This window comes from Fodinibius salicampi, assembly GCF_039545095.1.
Taxonomy (GTDB): domain Bacteria; phylum Bacteroidota; class Rhodothermia; order Balneolales; family Balneolaceae; genus Fodinibius; species Fodinibius salicampi.
In genome coordinates this window covers 1,003,249-1,027,197 of the sequence record NZ_BAABRS010000001.1, presented here as the reverse complement: position 1 = coordinate 1,027,197, position 23,949 = coordinate 1,003,249, and the positions used below count along the sequence as shown (strand labels likewise).

26 protein-coding genes are annotated in these 23,949 nt (G+C 41.4%); 13 read left to right on the top strand and 13 right to left on the bottom strand.

The annotated features are described in order from the left end of the window. The first annotated feature begins 22 nt into the window (after positions 1-22). The 3 genes from ABEB05_RS04265 (at position 23) to ABEB05_RS04255 (ending at position 3,807) form a co-directional block, all read left to right on the top strand. Positions 23-1,567, top strand: coding sequence for a DEAD/DEAH box helicase (locus ABEB05_RS04265; RefSeq protein ID WP_265787814.1), 1,545 nt, complete (start codon positions 23-25; stop codon positions 1,565-1,567). A 3-nt stretch (positions 1,568-1,570) separates the two neighbouring features. After that, complete coding sequence (locus ABEB05_RS04260) at positions 1,571-2,329, top strand: lysophospholipid acyltransferase family protein (RefSeq protein ID WP_265787812.1); 759 nt, start codon at positions 1,571-1,573, stop codon at positions 2,327-2,329. 299 nt (positions 2,330-2,628) lie between these two features. Continuing rightward, positions 2,629-3,807 (top strand): MraY family glycosyltransferase, encoded by a 1,179-nt coding sequence (locus ABEB05_RS04255; RefSeq protein WP_265787810.1) that lies wholly within the window; start codon positions 2,629-2,631, stop codon positions 3,805-3,807. Between the two features lie 107 nt (positions 3,808-3,914). Here the strand turns inward: ABEB05_RS04255 and ABEB05_RS04250 are convergent, their stop codons facing one another. The 13 genes from ABEB05_RS04250 to ABEB05_RS04190 form a co-directional block, all read right to left on the bottom strand. Continuing rightward, positions 3,915-4,193: a hypothetical protein gene (locus ABEB05_RS04250; protein ID WP_265787809.1), complete on the bottom strand. Its 279-nt coding sequence runs from the start codon at positions 4,191-4,193 to the stop codon at positions 3,915-3,917. Between the two features lie 243 nt (positions 4,194-4,436). Further along, on the bottom strand, positions 4,437-5,954 hold the full coding sequence (gene dnaB / locus ABEB05_RS04245) for a replicative DNA helicase (RefSeq protein ID WP_265787807.1): 1,518 nt from the start codon (positions 5,952-5,954) through the stop codon (positions 4,437-4,439). A 137-nt stretch (positions 5,955-6,091) separates the two neighbouring features. Continuing rightward, positions 6,092-6,913 carry a uracil-DNA glycosylase gene (locus ABEB05_RS04240; protein WP_265787805.1) on the bottom strand — a complete coding sequence of 274 codons (822 nt, stop codon included), beginning with the start codon at positions 6,911-6,913 and terminating at the stop codon, positions 6,092-6,094. Positions 6,914-6,924: 11 nt separating this feature from the next. Beyond that, positions 6,925-8,259, bottom strand: a complete 1,335-nt coding sequence (mtaB, locus tag ABEB05_RS04235; RefSeq protein ID WP_265787803.1) for a tRNA (N(6)-L-threonylcarbamoyladenosine(37)-C(2))-methylthiotransferase MtaB — start codon at positions 8,257-8,259, stop codon at positions 6,925-6,927. Positions 8,260-8,425: 166 nt separating this feature from the next. Next, positions 8,426-9,436 (bottom strand): NADH-quinone oxidoreductase subunit NuoH, encoded by a 1,011-nt coding sequence (gene nuoH / locus ABEB05_RS04230; RefSeq protein ID WP_265787801.1) that lies wholly within the window; start codon positions 9,434-9,436, stop codon positions 8,426-8,428. Between the two features lie 12 nt (positions 9,437-9,448). Beyond that, positions 9,449-11,185, bottom strand: a complete 1,737-nt coding sequence (locus tag ABEB05_RS04225; RefSeq protein ID WP_265787799.1) for an NADH-quinone oxidoreductase subunit G — start codon at positions 11,183-11,185, stop codon at positions 9,449-9,451. 89 nt (positions 11,186-11,274) lie between these two features. Beyond that, the gene (gene nuoF, locus ABEB05_RS04220; protein WP_265787797.1) at positions 11,275-12,564 is read right to left on the bottom strand and encodes an NADH-quinone oxidoreductase subunit NuoF; all 1,290 of its coding nucleotides are present in this window, start codon (positions 12,562-12,564) and stop codon (positions 11,275-11,277) included. Next, positions 12,564-13,115: an NADH-quinone oxidoreductase subunit NuoE family protein gene (locus ABEB05_RS04215; protein WP_265787795.1), complete on the bottom strand. Its 552-nt coding sequence runs from the start codon at positions 13,113-13,115 to the stop codon at positions 12,564-12,566. The genes nuoF and ABEB05_RS04215 overlap by 1 nt, the downstream gene beginning before the upstream one ends. Before the next feature lie 87 nt (positions 13,116-13,202). Next, complete coding sequence (nuoD, locus tag ABEB05_RS04210; RefSeq protein ID WP_265787793.1) at positions 13,203-14,492, bottom strand: NADH dehydrogenase (quinone) subunit D; 1,290 nt, start codon at positions 14,490-14,492, stop codon at positions 13,203-13,205. A 6-nt stretch (positions 14,493-14,498) separates the two neighbouring features. Further along, a complete protein-coding gene (locus ABEB05_RS04205; RefSeq protein WP_265787791.1) occupies positions 14,499-15,011 on the bottom strand; it encodes an NADH-quinone oxidoreductase subunit C in 513 nt (170 codons plus the stop codon). A 1-nt stretch (position 15,012) separates the two neighbouring features. Next, a complete protein-coding gene (locus ABEB05_RS04200; RefSeq protein ID WP_265787789.1) occupies positions 15,013-15,495 on the bottom strand; it encodes an NADH-quinone oxidoreductase subunit B in 483 nt (160 codons plus the stop codon). A 16-nt stretch (positions 15,496-15,511) separates the two neighbouring features. After that, the gene (locus tag ABEB05_RS04195; protein WP_265787787.1) at positions 15,512-15,889 is read right to left on the bottom strand and encodes an NADH-quinone oxidoreductase subunit A; all 378 of its coding nucleotides are present in this window, start codon (positions 15,887-15,889) and stop codon (positions 15,512-15,514) included. 185 nt (positions 15,890-16,074) lie between these two features. Continuing rightward, the gene (locus tag ABEB05_RS04190; protein ID WP_265787785.1) at positions 16,075-16,449 is read right to left on the bottom strand and encodes an Mth938-like domain-containing protein; all 375 of its coding nucleotides are present in this window, start codon (positions 16,447-16,449) and stop codon (positions 16,075-16,077) included. Between the two features lie 144 nt (positions 16,450-16,593). Here ABEB05_RS04190 and ABEB05_RS04185 point away from each other — a divergent pair, with 144 nt between their 5' ends. The 10 genes from ABEB05_RS04185 (at position 16,594) to pgeF (ending at position 23,949) form a co-directional block, all read left to right on the top strand. Then, positions 16,594-17,166: a bifunctional nuclease family protein gene (locus ABEB05_RS04185; RefSeq protein ID WP_265787783.1), complete on the top strand. Its 573-nt coding sequence runs from the start codon at positions 16,594-16,596 to the stop codon at positions 17,164-17,166. A gap of 5 nt (positions 17,167-17,171) precedes the next feature. Beyond that, positions 17,172-18,797 (top strand): bacillithiol biosynthesis cysteine-adding enzyme BshC, encoded by a 1,626-nt coding sequence (gene bshC, locus ABEB05_RS04180; RefSeq protein ID WP_265787781.1) that lies wholly within the window; start codon positions 17,172-17,174, stop codon positions 18,795-18,797. Positions 18,798-18,807: 10 nt separating this feature from the next. Beyond that, entirely contained in the window at positions 18,808-19,380 is a 573-nt protein-coding gene (locus ABEB05_RS04175; protein ID WP_265787779.1) for a 5-formyltetrahydrofolate cyclo-ligase, read from the top strand. Positions 19,381-19,494: 114 nt separating this feature from the next. Then, a complete protein-coding gene (locus tag ABEB05_RS04170; RefSeq protein WP_265787777.1) occupies positions 19,495-19,716 on the top strand; it encodes a hypothetical protein in 222 nt (73 codons plus the stop codon). 56 nt (positions 19,717-19,772) lie between these two features. Beyond that, the gene (locus ABEB05_RS04165) at positions 19,773-20,012 is read left to right on the top strand and encodes a hypothetical protein (protein WP_265787775.1); all 240 of its coding nucleotides are present in this window, start codon (positions 19,773-19,775) and stop codon (positions 20,010-20,012) included. Positions 20,013-20,148: 136 nt separating this feature from the next. Next, positions 20,149-20,847 (top strand): PspC domain-containing protein, encoded by a 699-nt coding sequence (locus tag ABEB05_RS04160; protein WP_265787773.1) that lies wholly within the window; start codon positions 20,149-20,151, stop codon positions 20,845-20,847. Positions 20,848-20,924: 77 nt separating this feature from the next. Then, positions 20,925-21,545 (top strand): dTMP kinase, encoded by a 621-nt coding sequence (tmk, locus tag ABEB05_RS04155; protein ID WP_265787771.1) that lies wholly within the window; start codon positions 20,925-20,927, stop codon positions 21,543-21,545. A gap of 213 nt (positions 21,546-21,758) precedes the next feature. Then, positions 21,759-22,256: an SRPBCC family protein gene (locus ABEB05_RS04150; protein WP_265787769.1), complete on the top strand. Its 498-nt coding sequence runs from the start codon at positions 21,759-21,761 to the stop codon at positions 22,254-22,256. Positions 22,257-22,343: 87 nt separating this feature from the next. Next, positions 22,344-23,204, top strand: a complete 861-nt coding sequence (gene aroE, locus ABEB05_RS04145; protein ID WP_265787767.1) for a shikimate dehydrogenase — start codon at positions 22,344-22,346, stop codon at positions 23,202-23,204. After that, positions 23,185-23,949 carry a peptidoglycan editing factor PgeF gene (pgeF, locus tag ABEB05_RS04140; protein ID WP_265787765.1) on the top strand — a complete coding sequence of 255 codons (765 nt, stop codon included), beginning with the start codon at positions 23,185-23,187 and terminating at the stop codon, positions 23,947-23,949. Before aroE ends, pgeF begins: the two co-directional genes overlap by 20 nt.

The following is a 23,949-nucleotide window of genomic DNA, read 5'->3' as shown; positions in this document are numbered from 1 at the left end:
CAATAAAGCTACAGGTATACTTTTGAGTTTCGAGCAATTTACACTAAATGAAAAGTTGAGTCTCGGGTTACAAGATCTTAATTATACAGACCCAACACCTATTCAGGAAGAGTGCATACCTTTAATTTTAAATGGTAGAGATGTTATCGGAGCAGCTCAAACCGGAACAGGGAAGACGGGGGCCTTTGTGATTCCCTTAATACAGCGAATCATGGAGAATCCGTCTGAACATACACAAGCGCTAATTTTATCTCCTACCCGGGAGCTGGCCCAGCAGATTGAAGAACAAATATTTGCGCTGGGATACCATACAGGCGTGAGTTCTGCAACAGTTACGGGGGGGAGTGATTACGGTACACAGGTTAAGGCAATACGGGCCGGAGTGGATATTATTGTAGCGACTCCCGGACGACTTATTGACCAAATGAAGGTATTGGACCTTGATTTCAGTCATCTCAATTATCTGGTCTTGGATGAGGCCGATCGTATGCTCGACATGGGATTTCTTCCTGATGTTATGAAGATCGTAAAAAAACTGCCCGAAGAACGTCAAACAATGCTTTTTTCCGCTACCATGGTGGAAGAGGTGCAGAAAGTAGTTGACCAAGTGATGAAAAATCCGGCGGAGGTGGAATTTGAAGTATCCAAACCGGCGGAGAGCGTAGATCAACAGATTTATTTTGTGCATCCCAAACAGAAATTGAAGCTATTTGAAAAGCTTTTTGATGCGGATAAGTATGAAACGGCTATTGTCTTTTGTGCCACGAAACGCGGTACAGATGAGGTCGAGCGGATGCTTAAAAAGCGGGGCGTGGATGCCGTAAGCATGCATGGCGATCGCGATCAAAAAGAAAGGAATGAGGCGCTGCGCCTCTTTAAAAATAGAAGTCATCCGGTAATGGTGGCAACTGATGTACTTTCAAGAGGTATAGATATTGACGATGTATCCCTTATTGTAAATTTTGATGTGCCCAATAATCCGGAAGACTATATTCATCGAATTGGTCGAACGGGGCGCTATGATAAGTCCGGGACCGCAATTACTTTTGTAAGTAATAAGGATAAAAAATACTATCATTCCATTAAGGAAGTTGTGGGGGATCAACTTTCTGTTAAGGAGCTTCCAGAAGAAAAGAATGAATCACAAGGAAACGACAGACAAAGTAGAGAAAAGAGACAAAAAAGGGAGAAAACTTCAGAGAGTAAGAAAAGAGAGCAGACCACTACTAAAGATAAAAGATCTCCCCAGAAAGAAAAAGAGCCTGTCACTCAAAGTGAATCTGGTGATGAAGAAAAGAGTAAGCAACAAACTCATTCTGGAACTAAAAAGGACCGATCATCGGATAAAAAGAAAGTTGAAAAAAAATCCACAAGACAAGATAAGAAAGCTGCATTAGAGGAAGCTGATGAGTCTGAAGATCTTTATCAAGAGAAGATTGAGGTCAGTAACAAGGATATATATCAGCCGGAAGTTATTGAACGTGCAGTTGTTCGAAATCGAAGAAAATTGCGACCGGCCAAAGGATTTTGGGGGGTAATAAAGAGTCTTATTCCAAAAATATTTTAAGTGATGGGGGATAGCATAAAATCAGCCCTTATCTGGTTAGGGGTAGCGCTGTTATTGCTAATATGGCTTCCTATGTTGGCTATCCGCCGGCTATTTGATCGGGATAAGGCTTTTTATAAGACGGGGAAGCTATTTAGAAAGTTGGGAAAGGCCATATCTAAGATTAATCCTAATTGGGCAATTACTATCAGTGGCCGAACAGATATCGATGATCGGGAACCTTATATTATGGTCTGTAATCATTTATCACAGGCAGACATTCCCCTCATTTCGAATTTACCATGGGAGATGAAGTGGGTGGCAAAGAAGGAACTTTTTGATACTCCTGTTGTTGGTTGGATGATGAAGTTGGCTGGAGATATTTCGGTAGATCGCCGTGCAAAAGACCGGAGAGTGAAAACTTTTCTTCAGGCACGTCATTATTTAAATAACAAATGTTCCGTTTTCTTTTTTCCGGAAGGAACACGCTCAAGAAATGGTAAATTAAACAGGTTTGCCAAGGGCGCTTTTGCACTGGCTGTCAGAGAAGGGGTTCCTATTTTGCCAATGGTAATTGATGGAACCCAAAATACGCTTCCAAAGCGCAGTTGGAAATTTGGTGAGGCTAAGCACATAAAGCTGAAAATTATGGATCCGGTTCTTACTCAAGGAAAGACCGCTGATGAGGTAGATAAGCTTAGAGAGACCGTGCGCAATAGAATTGCTAAACAGCTTGGTGAGTGGCGCAATAAATCGATAGAGGAAGTAGATAATTTATCGTGAATAGAACAGCTAATATGCTCACTGTACACCTTTAAGAAGATTTTTTAGGTAAAAGTTATACTTTATTGTTGTAATTATTTAATTCTGGAATAAGTGGGAAAGGGGGATAGATTAAATAATTTTAACTGTAAAAAGGATGGAATAATTTGTATCTATCTGAAGAGACTTTAAGGGTTATTTCCTTATTAAGAGATTAGGTTTAGCACCTATAAAAGATTTACAATTTTATAAATAAAAATATAGTTTAGTCGGGTTAAAAAAAGCCGTCTGGCTATAGAGAGTAACTTGAGGGAAAAGTTATGGGGTCTGAAAGTTTAGTGTGGGTTTTTCCAGCAGTACTTACATCATTGCTGATTAGTTATATTTCGATGCCGGTTATTATTCAGATTGCGGGGTTGAAAAATCTTATTGACGAACCGGATGATGTACGAAAATTTCATTCGGGCATGATACCAACATTAGGAGGAATAGGAATATTTGCAGCTTTTCTCATTTCTTTTTCGGTTTGGGGTGGAGCTACCAATTTAACCTCCTATCCTTTTTTTGTTGCCTCCCTTTTTATGTTGTTTCTGATCGGTATAAAAGACGATATCCTGGTTATTTCGCCAGCTAAAAAGTTTATTGTTCAGCTTTTAGCCGCTGTTGAAATAGTACTCGGGGGGAAAATATATATTGATAACCTAAACGGACTGTTTGGAGTTTATGAGTTATCTTGGATTGTAGGAGTATGTCTTTCTGTCGTTATTATTGTCGCACTAATCAATTCTTATAATTTGATAGATGGAATTGATGGTCTTGCAGGAGGAGTGGGACTTGTAGCATCAGTGTTTCTGGGAATATGGTTTTTTGGTGCTGGTTTCCATTCCTTGGGAATGCTTTCCTTTGTTCTTTCCGGAGCTCTTATTGGTTTTCTGATATTTAACTTTCATCCGGCAAAAATATTTATGGGGGATACCGGTGCAATGGCAGTAGGTTTTATACTGGCATTTTTATCTTTACAGTTTATCAGTCTTAACCAAACTATTACAGAGAGTGGATGGTATATAGAAAATGCAACCGTAATGGCCGTTGCTGTTATGATAATACCCGTAGTAGATACACTCAGAGTATCAGTTATACGATTATTGTCAGGACATTCTCCTTTTATAGCGGACCATAATCATATTCATCACAAATTGATTGAATCAAATATTCCACAGCATTATGCTTCAATAAGTCTCTGGATAGCGAATACGGTTATTATCGGATTAATTTATATGACGCAAAACCTGGAACCCAGTATGCTACTATGTATTACATTAATATTGGGCTCTGTTATGTTGCCAAGTATAAAATTAATATTTAAACACTTATTTGGTATTTATAAAGATAAAAATCTTGTTAAATCCGATGATTTATCCTCTGAAACGGAAGCTTTAAATAGTAATAAGAAACGAACTATTGGCTTCAAGAAGCTTGCAGAATTCATAAAGGAGTGAGTAGCCTTTACTTGTGGCTGTGAAGTAGGTTCACTACTTGGTTAAAGAGAGAGGGGGGGAACAGGTATAAAGGCTATTCTTACTATTTAACCATAGTTAATTAAATATCAGGACAAATGGTTTTCTTCACTGGAAGAATACTGGTTGTCGAATAGTGATGACCCAACATGATCAGTTGCGCCATTCATCACAACAGATTTAATGCTTTCCCAGTTATTAAAAAGATAGCGTGAAAATACAACAAGATATATAAAGCTCACTATACCTATCGGAATTTCAGCCATTAAAGGCCAATCCAGCAATAGAAAAAATCCGATAACCAATACAGAAGCAGTAAGAATAGCTATCGAGTAAAAAGTAAGAGCTGCAAATCTGGATGTCCCCATATCTAACACCTTTTGTTAAAGTGAAGGAAGAAGATATTTATTTTCTTCTATCCTTTGAACCAACGAAAAATCGCTGATTGTTTGGGTTTGTTTTAAACCTGAAAGTAAATTAGTAATTTCTAACTAATATTAAAAAAAAATAATTAAATATTTTTAGGGGAACTTATTCAGAAATGCGAGCTGTTAGAGAAGCCGTATTAATTACTGATAAGTTATAGAATTTGTGGAAATAGAAGGAAGAGTTTAAAATGGTGCTTTGTCTCCATCACCACCTGGGTTATGTCCCATAGGGGGAGGACCACTGCTTTCGCTACTGCTATTATTTGTTTCGTTGTTACCGCCTTCTTCAAATGGACTGGGTTCGGCAGCAGTCAAATTTTCAAATCGGGCATACTCTTCTACAAAGTAGAGGGGAACAGTACCTGTAGGTCCATTCCGTTGCTTACCTATTATTATCTCAGCAAGTCCGGTTGTTGATTGTCCTTCAGGAGTTGTTTTGATTCCATAGTATTCCGGGCGGTATAAGAAACAAACCACATCGGCATCCTGTTCGATAGATCCCGATTCACGCAAATCACTAAGCTGTGGACGCTTATCACCACCGCGCTGTTCGACTGCACGACTTAACTGTGAAAGGGCTACCACAGGAACATTGAGTTCTTTTGCCAGAGCTTTGAGTCCACGTGATATAGATGCAATTTCCTGCTCCCGTGTACCGAAGTCTTTACCAGAAGCAGTCATTAGTTGAAGGTAATCCACTACAATGAGGCCAATATCATGCTCGCTTTTAAGTCTTCGGCATTTCGTACGAAGCTCCATGATACTGAGTCCCGGGGTGTCATCTACAAATATATTAGCGGTAAAAAGTCGACCCGCCGCATCAATCAAACGTTTAAACTCTTCATCTTCCAGTCTTCCCGACCGGGCAGACTGAGCGTTTATGCGCCCCTCCATAGTTAGCAAGCGTTGCACGAGAGATTGATTAGACATCTCAAGGCTAAAAATTGCGACCTTGGTTCTCAAATCAGGATTTTGGTGAAGGGCTGCATTACGGGCAGTTGTTAGTACATAGGCAGTTTTACCCATAGAAGGGCGTGCTGCAATAATAATGAGATCTCCATTTTGCCATCCGGCTGTTTTTTTATCTATATCTGTACCGGTAGGAACCCCAGTAATACCGGCAGATTGGCCCCGAATATCTTCAAGATGAGAAAGCGTATCTTTTAACACATCTCCAATAGGTTGAGCCTGAGCCCGCTGTTTGGAGTTTGCAAGATCAAAAATACGTTGTTCTGCTTTATCGAGCACATCATAAGGATCAGAGGAGCTGTCATATGCTTCCTTGATAATATCAGTACATCCCAGAATAAGGTTCCTTTTGGTTGCCTTTTCAGCTATGATCTGTGCATGATAATCGACATTGGCAGCTGAGCTTACGGAACGGGTAAGCTCTGATAAATAACCTGCACCTCCACATGTATCCAGCAGCCCTTTATCCCGCAATTCATTTTCAACAGTTAAAAGGTCAAGGGGATTATCCCGTTCATACAAATCATGAAGGACTTCAAAAATGTGCTGGTGGGCTGGTTTATAAAAATCTCGAGCTGATAACATTTGCAGGGCTACCGTTGCAGCCTCATGTTCGATAAGCATTGACCCCAAGACAGCTTCTTCAACTTCTACTGCCTGTGGGGGGACTCTCCCTTCCTGATCCATAATCTGAGCGTCGTTGTTATTAAAGTTTGACCCTTCTGATGCCATCCGAAGTAAAAAACTGTTGAATTAAATATTATTTTAAGGAGAAGATTAACGAAGATTATTTCGGCCTTTAAGGGATCATAAAGTATAATAAATCCACTGCTTTTAACGAAGTGCTAATCGTATTAAAAGTATTAAAATTAGGGTTCGCCATTGAGTTCGTCATACTTTTTACGGAGCCGTTGTACATCTTCCCAGGTTGGGCGCTTCCACTTCTTATGTCGCAATAAGGCAGCGGGATGATAAGTAGCCATAAGCTGATATTTATCTCCGAAAGAGTGAAATTTGCCCCGCATCTTTGTCAGGGACTGATCATTGCCCAGGAGGGTTTGTGCGGATACTTTTCCCAGAGCCAGGATTAACTTTGGATTGATCAGGTCTATCTGTTTAAGCAAAAAGGGAAGACTACGCTTGCGTTCTTCAGGTTTCGGATTTCTATTATTCGGGGGGCGGTGTTTTAAAATATTTGCTATATATACTTCTTCACGATCAAAGTCGATTGCATGGAGAATTTTGTTAAGCAATTGTCCGGCTTTGCCTACAAACGGTTCTCCCAGTCGATCTTCTTCCGCACCAGGGGCCTCACCGATAAGCATAAGGTCCGCATCAGGATTGCCGACCCCAAAAACCAATTGTGTATCATCTAAATCTGTTTTAAGTACATTTGCTTTTCGGCAAAGATCTTCCAACTCCTTCAGTGTACTACATTGATCTATCTGCTCATAAATGCTTTTCGAACTATCTTTAGCCTTTTTTTGAGCAGGGGCATTTGTATCAGGTGAAGGTTCAGAAGTTATATTGATGTCAGTTTCATTAGAAAAGGAATTGGCTTTAGCTTCTTTCTCCTGTTCCTTTGCATCAGAATCATTCTGAGAGACTTCAAAATCACCATAGAGGCTGCGCTCAGTTTCTAAAAAATGAAGAACCTCTTCAATAATTTGTTTGGATTTAGAATTAGCCATTAGTTCGTTAATTAACCTACAAGTTCTGCGATTACCTGCTGCTCTTCTTTAGCATCTTTAGTGAGCTCGCCAAGGAGGTATCCTTCGCGTGAACGGGCCCCAAGGTGTACGGGTAAAACCTTGTTTTCATACCGTGGATTATAAGGAATTCCCACCCGGATATAGTTATCAGTCCAACCCAGCATAGCCCCATTATGATTGGAACCTTCGAAAAGAACTTTTCGCTTTTCTCCTGAAAAGGAAGTATCAAAGTTATATCTTTTTTTCTCCGAAAGGCGCCGTAGCTTATGGGTACGCTCTTTTCGCACACTGTCCTGTACATTGGGTTCAATATTAAGAGCATGGGTATTGGGGCGTTCAGAATAGGTAAATACATGCAGGTAGGAAACAGGTAGTGATTCGATAAAGTCAAAAGATTCCTCAAAAAGTTCATCGGTTTCGCCCGGGTGGCCTGTAATTACATCTACGCCGATAGCGGCATCGGGCATTAACTTTTTGATGAGCTGAACGCGTTCTCGGTAAAGGTCTGATTGGTAACGTCGACGCATAAGTCCCAGCATTTTATCACTTCCACTTTGCAGTGGCATATGGAAATGAGGCTGAATTTTATTTGACTCCGCAGAAAAATGAATCAATTCCTCATGCATTAAATTTGGCTCCACCGAAGAAAACCTAATGCGTTCAAGTCCACTAACCTGGTCAAGTGCTTGCAACAGCATGAAGAAGTCTTCATCAGTACCGCGGCCAAAATCTCCGGCATTTACTCCCGTAATAACGACTTCCTTAAATCCTTCATCGACCAATAACTTGGCATTTTGTACTACGGAGTTAATCTTAGGACTTCTGCTTTCGCCCCGTGCCATTGGGATCGTACAAAAAGAGCATTTATAACTGCAGCCATCCTGAACTTTCAGAAATGCTCGAGTTCGGTCATCCGCAGAAAAAGCATTATGAAAATCGACGGCTTGGTTTACATCGGAATTATAAACAATAGGTTCATTTCTTTTTTCAAAGGTATCAAAGAGATCAAGAAGCTTAAATTTATTTTTAGCGCCCAGAACGGCATCCACACCGTCAATTTCAGCAATCTCATCTGGTTCTAACTGTGCGTAGCAACCGATCACAGCAACAAAGGCTTCCGGATTTCTACGCAAAGCTTTACGCACCGTTCTTCGGCAGGTACTGTTTGCACTCTGTGTCACAGAGCAGGTGTTAATGACATAGATATCGGCCTTCTGGTCAAAATCAGCAATGTTATAGCCCTCTTCTTCAAAATCTTGTTGAATCCGCATGGTTTCTGAATAGTTCAGCTTACATCCGAGGGTTTTAAAGGCTGCTTTTTTCATGATATCCGGTAAACTAAAATCTTATCTCTATAATCTTTTTGCTCCCTTAACTTACAAAATGAAGTGGCAAAATTCGATTAGTGATATATTTGGATTACTTTTTTTCCAATAAAAAAGGGAAGGAATTGCAGTCAATCCCTTCCCTAGATTATCTATTTATTTGCTATTAAGCAACGTAGTGATGCCATCCATAAACGATAATTGCCAAGACAATAAAATTAATAATGCTGATAGGCAGCATACGTTTCCATCCCAGCTTCATCACTTGGTTATACTTAAATCGAGGAATAGTCCACCGTACCCAAATGAAAGTAAACACCCAGAACACTGTTTTGAGTGTAAATACTGAAACATCCAGTACCGCCTTTGCGGTTGCGCCCATTTCGGGCAGCCAATACTGGGCAAAGGGCAGGTGGTAGCCGCCAAAGAAAAAGGTAGTGATAAGCATACTGCCAATGACTACGTGCATGTATTCGGCCAGAAAGAACATACCAAATTTCATGCCGCTGTATTCGGTATGGAATCCACCAACAAGTTCCTGCTCTGCCTCAACCAAATCGAAGGGAGTTCTGTTGGCTTCGGCAAAAGCGGCTACAATGAATATGACCGCGGCAATAGGGTTTCTAAATAAATTCCACCATGCTTCCTGGGAATCAACTACATCAATCAAGCTAAGGGAACCGGTAAAGAGAATGCAAGAGGCGATTGCCATTCCCATGGGCAATTCGTAGCTGATCATTTGGGCAGCGGCCCGTAACCCTCCAAGAAGAGAGTATTTACTGTTGGAAGCCCAGCCCCCAAGTGTAACACCGTAGACTCCCAGTGAATTTACAGCTAGCAGGTAAAGTACTCCTGCGTTGATATCCGTTACGTATAGCCCATCTCCGAAAGGAATAACCGCAATGGTCATCAGGGCGGTTACCACCGGAATCATCGGGGCAATGGCATGAATGGTTTTAAAACCCTTGGCCGGAGTCACATCTTCCTTTAGCAAAAGCTTTACAACATCAGCCAAAGGCTGAAACAGTCCCAGCGGTCCCACCCGATTAGGGCCCAATCGGTTTTGAATAAAAGCCGAAACGCGTCGTTCCGCATAAACGGCTATAGCTGCCGAATTAAGCAGCATAAATAGCGCAATTCCTAAAACAATATATGATGTAGTAGTTACAGGCTCCATGTAATAGTGTTATTAAGCTTGTTTTACTTCAGTATTTTCAATGGGAAGCTGAACACCTTGTTCTTCATCCATTTTTTGGTAACTAACGTTTTCAAGTGCTTCAAAATGGTCACTTAACTCACTGAAAACAGAACGGGAGTGCTCAAAATTGAATTCAAGTCCAAGTCGATCTCCCAGATGATTTAAGAATTCCCAGAGTGGCAGACAGTCCACTTTATTATCTTCACTCACCCAGTTATCGAAATCGGTACCGTAGCGGTCAAGGCGTCCTTCAGACATTTCAAGGTTAAGACGTCTGTTGGTATATTTTGTTTCTTTTGCCGGATATGAACGTTGAATTCGGCCATTGATATTCACATAGCTAGCCGCATGTTCTGCTATGCACGTAATTGGAATGACCAAGTCAGAAGCTTTTGTGGTATCTGTCTTATTGGTTGCCAGTGAAATGGTATAGGTATCAGAAAAATCTTCGGCCGTTAATACTTCTCTTCCCACTAAATCATCAGATAAGATGACAACAATTTCTGCTTCCTTTATGGCTGTCTTAATTCCGTTTTCATCTACTTCATCAAGATTAATCAGGCGACATCCATTGGTATTGGGAGCCTGATCGTCGGTGATAAGAAAATCGTCACCATAACCAGGAATAATGTGAGGGGTGAAGATAGCATTTGGGCTTCCCAGTAAGTTAAAGAATTTGTTGAATGCATAGTTTTCTTCTACCGAGGCATGTGGAGAGCCGATGACCGCAAAATCTTTTGGATCATGTGCTTCTATGGCCTCAGCAAAGGTTTCAACAGCATTATTCCATGAAGTATTGGAATGGTTATTACCATCCAGTTTTATAGAGGGTCGAGAAACCCGATTCTCATTAAATTGTTCGTATGCTTCACGACCAGCGTCGGGCATCCAATAATCGTTCACTTCTGGATTTTGACGCGGAGTAATACGCAGTACCTCATTATCACGCGTCCATAAATCGATATTGCATCCTTTACCGTTTGTAATATCAATACTTGGGGTCTGATTCATTTCCCACACACGAGCCTTAAATCGGAAATCTGCTGATGTCAAGGCGCCTACAGGGCAAATATCAACGGTATTGAGGGAATATGGATCATCAAACTCTTCCCCTGGACCAGTCATGGGATAGTTATCAGCACCGCGTTTTACAATCGTAAGCTGATTAGTTTCGCTAATTTCTTCCGTAAAACGGACACATCGTGTACAGTTAATGCAGCGTTCCGCATCCAGTACAACACGAGGCCCAAGCTGAACACGTTTGGGACGATGCACTTTTTTAACTTCAAAACGACTGCCTTCAGGTCCATATTTATAGGTCTGTATTTGTAGTGGGCATTCCCCGGCCTGATCGCAAATGGGGCAGTCAAGTGGATGGTTTATTAAAATAAACTCCAGATTATCTTTTTGAGCACGTTCAATCTCTTCGGACGTTTCCTGGGTATGGACAACCATTCCATCCTGCAGTGGGGTAGAGCAGGATGTTTGAGGTTTAGGAAACCACCGGATTTTACGCTTCCCATTTTCATCGAGCTCGTATTCACCTGTTTCACGATCTTTAACAGGAGTCCCTACTTTCACCATACATTGCCGGCAATTTGCCGGTATTGACATAGAGGGATGATAACAGAAAAAAGGAACCTCCAATCCCTGGTCCAGAATGAACTGGAGCAGCATATGGTCTCCTTCATATTCGTAACGTTTACCGTCTATAAATACTTCAGGCATCGTTTTTTATATTTATTGTTTAGAGACACCCGTTTAAAGATGTCCGCAATATCAAAATTTCTACTTTTATTTTTAAATAACACAATCAATCAGGCCACTGCGTGCGCTGATTTCTTGCAACGTGCTTCAAATTCGTCTCGAAAACGATTTATAGTGTGGCGCACCGGCCAAACTGCGGCATCCGCCAGGGCACAGATTGTGCGACCCTCCATTTGGTTACCCACATCGAGGAGTAAGTCGAGATCTTTCATTTCTCCCTCCCCGTTTTTTATTTTAATCAATACTTTTTCAAGCCAGCCGGTACCCTCGCGACAAGGGGTGCATTGGCCACAAGACTCATGCTTGTAGAAGTGTGCAATTCTCCAAAGTACTTCTACCATATCTGTATCTTCATCCATGACTACCATACCTGCTGTTCCCATCATAGAACCGGCATCCTTTAGCGAATCTGAGTTCATGGTTACACCCTCAAGTTGATCTGCTCGTAGGGGGGGAGTGGAAGATCCTCCGGGAATAATAGCTTTAAGTTCTTTCCCTCCCCGAATGCCCCCAGCCACTTCATTAATAAGATCCAGGACAGGAACGCCCGAAGGATATTCATATACACCAGGACGATTCACATGTCCTGAAATTCCATACAGAATAGGACCGGGATGTTCTTCTGAACCAATATTTCCGTACCAGTCGGCTCCATTATTAATAATCAGGGGTACGTTGGCCAGAGTTTCGATATTGTTAATAGTGGTTGGTCGATTCCAGAGACCTTTTTGAGCCGGAAAGGGGGGCTTGGTCCGCGGATAACCCCGCTTGCCTTCCAGAGATTCCAGCATAGCCGTTTCTTCACCACAAATATAGGCACCGGCTCCGTACGTGAGTTCCATCTCCATGGAAACGTCAGTACCTAAAATATTTTCGCCTAAATATCCTTTTTCATAGGCATCATCAACGGCCTTTTGCAACTGGTGTACCCATGAAATGTACTCCCCGCGGATGTAAACATAGATAACATCCACCTTCATCGCATATCCCGCAATAAGAGCCCCTTCGATAAATAAATGGGGATTGTATTCAAAGATCTTCCGATCTTTAAAAGTACCGGGTTCCGATTCATCACCATTGCAGGCCAGGTAGCGCGGGCCTCCATCTGGTTCGGGCATAAAACTCCATTTCAGCCCGGCGTTAAAACCGGCGCCGCCACGACCACGAATATTGGCTGCCTTTACTTCATTAATCACATTATTCCGGGACCACTTATTCTGATCACTTAAAACTTTTTTCCATGCTTTATATCCGTCATTGTCTTCGTAGACATCAATTTCCTGCAGATTAGGAATATCGGGAATTAACAGTGGTTCGTATGATTTCCAGTCTTGAGCCATTATTCTGAAGCAGCTTGATTTCGTTTTTCCAGTTCCGGCATTGCCATTGATTCAAACTCGGGCTTTTTGCCGTTCTTCAAATTTTCAATGAGGGTATCAACTTTTTCTTTGGTGAGGTTATTAACATACACATCGTTTGTTAATTGCAGCATTGGAGCATATCCACAGGCGCCGAGACATTCAACCTCATTTACGGTAAACAGGCCATCATCCGTAGTTTCACCTGCTTCAATATCTAATTTTTCTTCGAGATGATGCAGGATATCATATCCTCCACAAAGTTGGCAGCTTAAACAGGTGCAAACATCCAGCACAAATTTCCCTTTTTTCTCTTTATAGTATTGGGTATAGAAACTGGCGACACCTGCTACATGAGACTTGGGAAGATCCAGTGTTTCCGCTACTAAGCTTTGTACTTCCGGTTCTACGTGGCCGTATTTATTTTGGGCAACCCATAATACACGCAAAGTTGCTGCTTTAACGGTAGGAAACTTGGCTTTGATGCGTTCAATTTCCTGTAGCTCTTCTTCTGTAAATGACAATTCAGCCATTAAACTATCAGTCTAAAGTTTTAAGTTAAAGATATGAGCAGCGATTAGTTAAATACGATGCTCTACCTTGTTACTTGTGTTAGTTTTTTATTTATCTGCTTCGCCCATTACGGGGTCAACACCACCGATTATAACTACCGTATCGGCAACCATTTCTCCGTCCAGCATATCTTCGAGTGCCTGTAGGTTTTTAAAAGACGGAGAGTTTATTTTAAGGCGCCAGGGGTGTCCGGTGCCATCACTTTGGATAAAATATCCCAGCTCTCCTTTCGGTCCTTCTACAGCATGGTAACTTTCGGCCCCTTCAGGCGGACAAATTCCAATATCAGTCATCATAAAGTCATGAATCATTCCCTCCATGGAGTAATATACTTCATCTTTGGAGGGGTATGCCTGCTTGGCATTATCTGTACGGACAGGCCCTTTGGGTAATTTATCCAGGCACTGCTGGATAATGCGGATACTCTGCTGCATTTCTTCCATACGTACGTAGTAGCGAGCCAAATTATCACCTTCCATTCGTGTAGGAATCTCGAAATCTACGTCGTCATAGCGAGCATAGGGAGCAAAGTCACGTATATCATATGCGTAGCCCGAAGCACGAAGGGTAGGGCCGGTTGCTCCGATTTCTAGTGCCCGTTCAGGAGTTAAAACACCCACCTCCCGATTACGATCGAAGAAAATACGGTTACGATCAAGCAGATTATGAAAATCCTCCAGTTCTTGTGGAAAGTCATTAACAAATTCCTTGATGAGCGACATTGCATCATCGGTAAGATCATTAGCAACTCCACCTATACGTGCATGCGAGATAGTAAATCGGTGTCCGCCAATATGGTCAAAAATGTCGTATAATTTTTCGCGTTCACGAAACGTCCATATAAAGAACGATACAGCACCGGCATCCATAACCATGGTACCCAGCCAAAGGAGATGCGAAGAAATACGAGCCAATTCACAACCAATCATCCGTATATAATGAGCGCGCTCGGGCACCTCAACATCAGCGATTTTTTCAACGGCCGTACAAAGGGCAACATTGTTACTATAAGGGGAGAGATAATCCATGCGATCGGTATAAGGCATGAATTCCTGATATGTTTTGTTCTCTGCAATCTTTTCTACTCCCCGGTGGAGATATCCAATGTCCACTTTGGCTTTTTGGATAAGCTCTCCGTTAAGCTGAAGAATAAGACGAAGCACACCGTGGGTAGCAGGATGCTGGGGACCCATATTAAGCACCATTTCGGTGTTCAATGGGTCATCATCCTGCATTTCAATCGTTGTATGCTTATCCTCAAGAGATTGATAGAGCTTCTTTTGATGCTCTTTAAAAAACTTGGGATCAACTTGATCTGAAATATTCTTGGTTTTCATAAAAGACTACTCGGTATCTGGCGTTGTACTTGGCAGTTCAATCGATCCCGGTATGCCTAACAATGGAAATTCTTTACGCATGGGATGATATTCATAATCTTCGGGCATAAATATGCGTCGGAAATCCGGATGGTTATCGAAGTGAACTCCGAACATATCATAGACTTCTCGCTCCATCCAGCTTGCTGATTTCCATATATCAGCAACGGATTCTAATCGTGGATCTTCTTCGGGTAGACGCACTTTAAGGAAAAGGCGTTCACGATCGCGAAGAGAAATTAAATTGTATACCACCTCAAATCGCTCTTCAGAGGTAAACCGGTCAGTGCCAAAAAGGTCATTCAAGTAAATAAAATGATGCGTAGATTTTAGATATTTACAAATATCTACCACTGCATCCGCTTCAACTCGTACAAAGGTATCGCCGGTTGACTGGTAAACTTCGATGAACGAATCCGAAAACTGATCGGAAAGTCCGTCTATTACTTTTTTTAGTGTATCTGATAATTCTAAATCCATATTAGGTATCAAGCATTACAGAGTGTTCTGTGCGAATTTTATCCTGGATTTTCATAAGGGCATGCAAGAGGGCATCGGGACGGGGAGGGCAGCCTGACACATAAGCATCGACAGGCAAAAAGTTATCACAACCTTGAACAACCCCGTAACATCGGTGCATTCCTCCGGTTGAAGCACAAGCTCCCATGGCAATACACCATTTGGGATCAGGCATTTGGTCCCAAATTCGCCGGATAGCATGGGCCATCTTATAATTTACCCATCCGGCCACGATCATCACATCACTTTGGCGGGGAGAAAAACGCATCACTTCCGAACCAAAACGAGCCGCATCGTATTTGGGTCCGGCAAATGCCATCATTTCGATGGCACAGCATGCCAGCCCCATAGGCATTGGCCAAGCCGCATTCGAGCGTGCCCAATTTGTTAAAGCATCAACTTTTGTGGTGAAATAACCGTCACCAAGAGAACTTTCTATACCCATAAATCTACAGGTCTAATTAGTTAAACATTCCTTGTTTTGCATCCCAATCGAGGGTGCCGACTTTTACGGTATAAAGCAGACCGATAAAAAGTGTTACGATAAATATAATCATTGCTACGAGTGTTCCTAAACCGTAATCAAGATATCGAACAGCCCAGGGATATATAAAGACAACTTCAAGATCAAAGACAATGAATTCCATTGCTACCAAATAAAAACTGATTGAGTAACGGTCTCTTGCTTCACCCACAGGATCCATTCCACTTTCATAGGGATTGAGCTTATTAGTGTTCGGACGGAAGGGGCCCAATAGCCGGGATAGACTCATTAGCAGAATAGCCAAAACAATGGCAATACCGCCTAATATGATGATTGGAAGATAGTTATTTAGCATCAGTCAAAATCGGTTAAAATTGTCAGTCAGAAATTAGTAGCCAACGCCCATAATGTCAATAAAATAAGGTGGGGAATATAGGATTTCTGATGTTCAAAACACACTAAGTTTTCTGAGGTGTTGTTATTTAAAATAGATATAAACAGTAGTTTCGCCTGCAATAGGGTGTTTGGCCACTAATACTTCTAACAGGTGGAATGGATAAGAGCTCCAACGCCGTAACCGTCGCATAGCTCGTTGTACTTCTGTATTGCTTTTTCGGTTTGTAGTATATGGTATGTAACTTCTTGTTCGGATAGAAACTCTTGGGTTTCATCACAAACCTGTAATCGTTCATTAAATCCCTGTGAAAGAATCACCACTTCGGCATCATGGTCCAGTAATTCTTTTACATCTGCCGGTTGTATTCCAGGAGTGTGATGGGTGCCGGTTTCATTCCAGTCCCACGTGCGGGAGCCGCCTGGAAATAATTTTGCATCTTTATAAGTAGTTCCGTTTTCCAAAGAAATTTTACCCCATTTGATAGAGGCAACTTTTGGAGATTGTACATCCTTAGTCATAATAATCGAGGTTTTTTATAAAGAATCTATTTTTTGAACAAAAGTTTGATATTATACGTTTAATAAAGCACCGTAAAAAGTTTACGGGTACATAAAAAATCAGTAAATTTGAATCCTTAATTTCAAAAGATAAGTATTACAGCTTTGGATAAGATAAAAATGGATATTTTAGGGCTCTCAACCAGTCCCAGTAGTGGAGGAGCCTATGCGTTAATATTAAATGAGATCGAGGGTAATCGTCGTTTACCTATTATTATAGGTACGTTTGAGGCACAGGCCATAGCATTGGAATTGGAACACATCAAGCCGCCGCGGCCAATGACGCATGATCTTTTGAAAAATATGGTGCAGGCGTTTGGAGCCAATATAAATCAGGTTTTTATAAATGACTTAAGCGAGGGGACTTTTTTCGCTAAAATTATTTATGACGATAACGGTGAAGAACGTGAACAGGATGCCCGTCCCAGTGATGCCATTGCTTTGGCTGTTCGTTTTGGTGCTTCAATCTTTGTAAATAGTGAGGTCCTCGATGAGGCAGGCATTGTTTCCGAATCAGAGGGTGAGGGAGATCTTACGGCAACATCCCAGGGAAAAGAATCGGGGGGAGAGATGAGCAAGCTTGAAAAGCTTGAGAATGAACTCCAAACTGCTATTGATACCGAAAATTATGAAAAGGCGGCCCGCATACGGGATGAAATTCAGAAGTTAAAAAGCTAGAGTCATTGCAGAAGAAAAATTATTCATTCCGACAGCTGCCGTTTTCCCAGCTATTTCAAACATATGTTTCTGATTTTTCGAAACTGAATTCCTTTTATCAGACGAATCCTTTTGATGAGGAAGCGATAAAGGAACATGTTAAGGATTTTCAATTTGATGGCGACCGTCAGCGGCTCGTTGAAATACTTGAGCATTTTAATATCCCCTTTGATTTAGATGAACGGGCGAAAGAGAATATCCGGCGATTGGAAGAGGAGGATGCGCTTGTTATTGTTACCGGCCAGCAGATGGGTATCTATGGAGGACCTTTATATACGGTTTTAAAAACAATTAGTACTATCCATTTATCCCGGCAGATGGAGGATATGCTTGATCGCCCTGTTATCCCAGTATTCTGGCTCGCAGATGAAGATCATGATTATGATGAGGTAAGCAAGCTAAATTTGTTAAACAGGGACCAGTTTCAAAGCTGCTCCTTACCCTCGCGCTCTCAGCCCTTGCCACCGGTTGCGAATATTACCCTTCCCGACGGCGAACTGGCAGCTTTCAAAGAAGAGGTGCAATCTGCCCTAGTTGAAACTGACTTTTCATCTGATCTGTGGGAGTTATTGGACACCTGCTATGAGTCAGGAAGGACTTTTGGTCAGGCATTTGGGCATTTGATAAGTCGTCTTTTTTCAAAACATGGGGTGGTGCTGGCTGGTAGTAATCATAGTGAGGTAAAATCGTTGGTCTCAGGTACGCTGAAACGGTCGATTTCGGATGTGGAAGGGATAAAGCATTGCCTCCAAAAGAAAACCGAAGAAATAGGGGAGGCTTTCCACCAGCAAGTAACCCTATATGATTCTAATCTTTTCTATTTGGAAGAAAACGGGCAACGTATAAAAATTAACAGGGCGGATGAAAATCACTGGTCCATCGAAAACGGATGGGAATGGACGACCGAAGAATTGCTTAAAGATATAGAAGAGCATCCGGAGCAATATTCTCCCAATGTTTTTTTGCGTCCCTTGGTACAGGATAGGCTGCTCCCAACACTGGGTTATGTAGCAGGTCCGGGGGAGATTGCTTATTATGGCCAAATGAAGGGACTCTATTCCTGCTTTGACATGGAAATGCCGGTTATCTTCCCTCGTATAAGTGCTACTATTATGGGGCCTGCGATAGATCGCATCTTTGACGAGCTGCCGTTTGCATTCCATGATTATTCTCAGCGCATTGAAGATTTGGAGTCGGCTTATGTAGAACAATCCGATCAAATAAATATTGAAGCTGTTTTTTCGGACTGGAAGGAGAAGGTTGAGTCTATAGCTAAGCCCAAAAGAAAGGAAGTAGCTGAAGTGGATGCTACCCTTGACGGAGCAGCAGGTAAAGCAACCGCAGTATATTTTGGCGAACTGGATAAGCTAAAAGGGAAAGTATACCGCGCGGTAAAGCAACAGGAAGAGACACAATTAAAGCGTATCCGAAAAATCCATAAACATCTCTTTCCGGAGGGAAGTCTTCAGGAGCGATCCATAGCTACAATTTATTTCATGAACAAATTTGGTCTCGATATATGGGATGAACTGCTTGCTCAGCTTGAAGATGGAGAGGACTTTAGTCAGCATAAATTGATTTATGTGCAATGACAGCAGCAATATGGATAAAAGAGAAAGGAAGGAGATTATCCGGGAAGAACTTAGAAAAAATAGAAGGGATATTTCGGATGCCAATTTCAGGGAATGGTCGGATAAGATTATTTCAAAGCTAAAAGATCAACGTGAGTATAAGACGGCTCGAATTATTCACGCCTACGTTTCCATGAATGACCGACGAGAGGTCAATACCCATTCGTTAATCCTAGAGATATTGAATGAACAAAAAAAAATGGTCGTACCGGTCACCCAATTTAAGGCTGGAAATCTGCGTCATTTCTACTTGGAGTCATATAATGAACTAAAGCCTAATAAATGGGGCGTACTGGAACCGGAAGGTGGCGAAGAGTGTCCAATTGAAAAAATAGAGTTGGTTATTGTTCCCATGGTGGGGGGAGATGAACAGGGTTACCGCATTGGCTACGGAGGAGGATTCTATGATCGTTTCCTGGAGGATATTACATGTCCGAAAATAGGGCTTTGTTTTGAACAAAATATGGTTGATGAACTACCAATTGAACCTTTTGATATTGCCCTGGATAAAATTATTACGGAAAAACGGATTATTAGAAGATAGCCCGGGTATTCTTTGATTTTTTTGTGGATAGCCGTAGCTTAGAAAAGATTATTTATTCATTGTTGGAGAAAAACCCTATTACTTAATAATAGTTTAAAACTATAAATCAACAGGATGTTACAACTAAAACAATTAGTAAGTACCGCATTTATTGTGCTGTTTTTCTGGTCGGCAGGCAGTGCCCAAGATATAACTCGTTCCACTTCCGACAGATATTTTCCTCCTATGTCCGTAACTGCCAGCGGTAGTGTTATGACCTTTACTTATGGAGGGGCCCTTACATTTCCAGCTTTATGGATTAACCAAAGCGTTAAAATAGAACCAATGATAGGATAGGTCTGGAGAGGGGATCCAGGCGATACTTTAGCGTATATCCGGCGGGTGGCCTAAGAATGTTTTGTTACTTTAAAAAACAATCTCTTGGAGGACAGCCCGTCAATTCAGCATACCTGGGATTGGGCGGAATGTCTAATGATTTGATGTTTGGTGGCCGACAATATGGTAATACTTCGGTTAGCGGTCTTATAGCCGGATATTCATTTGCGCTCAGTCCCACGATCCAATTATCTCCGGAGGGTATGTGGCCATTGATGAAGACAGCCAATTCCGGCCCGCAGTGGGAATATCATTAGTCGTACGATTATTTCAATAAGATTTTCACATCTCACTTTTTTATTTTAAAACAAATAATGAATGTAGGAATCTGTATCAATCGGATGTAACAAAGTTTCCTTATCTTCGTATTAGGAGAAAAGGAGGTGAAAAATTATGACAGCAAAAACAAGACAACAATCAGCTACACAATCAATTGATTCCTTTATGGATATTGATGAGCGGAAGCTGCATCAAACGATGGAGGAATTTCTCGAGGAAGAGGAAAAGGAAAAAACCAATATCTGGAATTTTGCTACAATCGCGGGACTTGCAATGTTTTTTGTGGGTATGATGTATGTAATACAGCTGATTGGATTAAGCTGGGGGCCCGATCTTTCCGGGTTTATTAATGCCTTGCCGCTTATTGGAGGAGTATTGGTGACCTTGGTTGGTTTTGGTTATTTTGTAGGTGATCGAAAAAAAGTAAAGCAGGCACAAAAGGAGAAAAAACGAAAGCAGAAGAGAGCTAAGGAGTACGATTTTAATTTTGATAAAGAGGAGAAAAAAGACTTTACACTAGATAATGATTTAGGGGAAAAGAAGTCGCAGAAAGGATATTCTGAAGAAAAGTATCGGTTTGATCGATATGCTTTCCGGCAGTCTAAAAAATTATATAAATCTCGTTCCGATAAGAAGATCGCCGGTGTATGCGGAGGATTGGCTAAGTACTTTGGGATTAGCAGTACCGTGGTGCGGCTCCTTTTTGTCATTACACTCTTCGCGGGGTCTGGGATGTCATTGCTGATTTATATTGCTTTGGCCATAGTGTTGGACAAAGAACCACCTGAAATGGATAGTCAATTCGATTTTTAAGAATTTGTCTGCACCATTGAAATTCCTGATCTTAAGGTTTGACAGGATGACAACCATAAAATAAGTTCATTTAGTAGGTGTTTATAACATTTGAAGGAATAGACGGGAGCGGCAAATCAACCCAGATAGCTAATCTAAAAAAAGCTTTTGAGCGGGAGGGGGCAGAGGTAAAAGTTTTTCGGGATCCCGGAGGAACGGAGGTATCTGAAAAAGTTCGCAATATCTTATTAAATCCTAATTATGATATTGATCCTGTTACGGAATTGTTGCTTTTTTCGTCTGCGCGATCCCAGTTAGTCGCAGAAAAAGTTTTGCCAGCCTTGGAGGAAGGGTGTATCGTTATCTTAGACCGGTTTTATGATTCTACTACCGCTTACCAGGGTTATGGAAGAGCGTCAGTATCTTTAGAGGAGATTCACCGATTAAATAGCATTGCCAGCCATAAACGCGCACCAGACCTGACGATTTATATGAAAGTTTCACTGGATGAAGCTAAAAAAAGGATGAAAGATAAGGAGAAAGATCGCATGGAGCAGGCAGGAGATTTCTTTTTTGAAAAAGTAATTAAAGGATTTAACAGCTTATCTAAACAAGAAGAAAGGTTCTATACTGTGGATGCAACACAGCCCGCCCATAAGGTCGGGGAACAAATCTGGACTCATGTGGAGACCTTTTTTAAAGGAGGTGAAAACAGGTAGTAGATTTATAGTAAAAAGGGGAATGGAAAACGGAAGGAACATACGGTTAAGAATTAAAAAATCAGTTTTAAATTGAGCCCGAAATTAATTGCTGATTAGGCAAAAAATGCGTAATTTTATTGCATTGTGGGTAAATCCTACTTACGAACTGGAAAAATCACTTTTTCATCGTTTTCAATTAGTAACTTTAACCAATTTCGAAGTATATAAATTATGGCGCACGAAAGAATTGATGTTGATCTGCCACTGGCCAAAGTCTACGAATACTTAAGTGATCCAACTTACTTTCCGCACTTCTTTGAACGTATCGATCATGTAAATAAAGTGAATTCTCAGACTTTTGAGTTCGCAACTCAAATGGGAGGAAAGGATTATCAATGGACAACTAATATCATTGACAATCTACGAAATACCCGATTCGCATGGATTACTATTAACGGCAATCTAAATCAAACCGGAACTATTCGGTTTACTCCTCTAGACAATGGAGAACGTACGCGCGTCGATTTTAGCCTAGACTATCGAACATTTTTTGGAGAGCCCGAAGAAGAACTAGCCGAATTTATTCAGGCGCTTCCGGCACAAATGAAAAAAGATTTGCAGCGGTTCAAGGAAGAAGCTGAAGCTGATACTTTTAAACAAAATGCGGATGATACTCTTGAAGAAATAGAAGCTGCTGACGAAGCGGAAGAAGAGGAAGCAGCCGCATAAGCAAGATTTATATTCTTAATATCAATGCGCACTTTATTAGAGTGCGCATTTTTTTTGTCCGATAATCTCCTTTTACTTTTTATCTGTATGAATCTGACGTCTTTTCTCGAGAGTCAAGAAGTAACTCGTCCACATTATGTTTTGTTTGGAAATCCTGTTGAGCACAGCCTTTCTCCCTTAATGCATAACTTAGCTCTGGAATATTATGATATGGAGGAGCGCTATCATGCAGTTGAACTCCAGAGTAATGAACTGAGCATACTTGCTTCTTACCTAAACAAGGATACGTTAAAAGGGGCAAATATAACCATTCCCTATAAGCAAAAAATAGCCGAATATTTAGATGAGATTGATTCGGCTGCCAGAGCAGTAGGGGCGGTGAATACTATCGTAAAGAAGGATTACAGGCTTAAAGGATATAATACGGATGTAAGCGGTTTTTTAGCTCCACTAGAAGATTATCTGGATGATATTATGGGAGGGAGGTCTATCATTTTTGGAACAGGCGGGGCCTCAAGGGCTCTTGTTACGGCACTGAGTCGAGTAGGGATGGAGGAGATATATCTTGTTTCAAGAAAGCCCGCCAGGATTAATTCTTTTAACTCCTTTGAGAACGTACAAATAATTTCATATCCCGAGTGGAATGCTTATGGCGAAGATGCTATTTTGATTGTCAATGCTACTCCACTTGGAATGGCCCCCCGGGTAGAATCATCTCCAGTTGGAGCGGGAGAACAGCAATACCTGCAGGATTCTATTTGTTATGATATTGTCTATAATCCTCTTAAAACAACATTTCTAAAGCAGGCGGAAACCGCAGGTGCAGAAACCATTGGGGGACTCGAAATGTTAATAGAACAGGGTAGTCGCTCATTTGAATATTGGACCGGTAATTCATTTCCATTGGATATAATTCGCGAAAGATTATATGGGAAACTTGAAGAGTGATTTTTCTTTCATTATTCCTGAAGTCATAAAAAAAGATGATGCGGTTGAGGCATGGTTTACACTCAAAAACAGTGCCTATCAAGCTCCTGACAGCCATATTAAAGGCCTCAATTTAGGTTTTAATACGTCTGATGATGAATCAGCAATTCTGAAAAACCGCTTGGCATTACTTGCTTCTTTAAACATCGATGAGGAGTGGGTTGCTTATGCCGACCAAGTCCACAGTAATCGGGTTCAGGTGGTAAATGAAGGGGGGACATACAGTGCCACAGATGGCTTAATTACAACATTACCAGGCTTAACGCTGGCCATACAGGTAGCGGATTGCGCTGCCGTATTACTTTGGGATCCGATCAATTACGTAGTAGGTGCCTTCCATGCAGGATGGAGAGGAGCTGTCGCCAAAATTGTTCCCAAAGGATTACAAATAATGCGACGAGAAGGAGCTGAAATTCAAGTACTAAAGGCGTTTATAAGTCCCTGCTTAGCTCTTGAAAATTTTGAGGTGGGAACTGAAGTGGCGGAACAATTTCCAACAGAATTCGTTGATTATAATCAATTTTCGAAACCCCATGTTGATTTGAAACGGTTTTTAGTACATCAGCTCAGGGAGGAAGGAATGGGAACAGCTCAGATCGAAGTTCGCGAAGAATGCACGATCGAAGATGAAGATCATTTTTATTCCTACCGCAGAGAAGGAGATAACAGCGGACGTATGATGGCGCTAATCCGGTTAAAACGATAA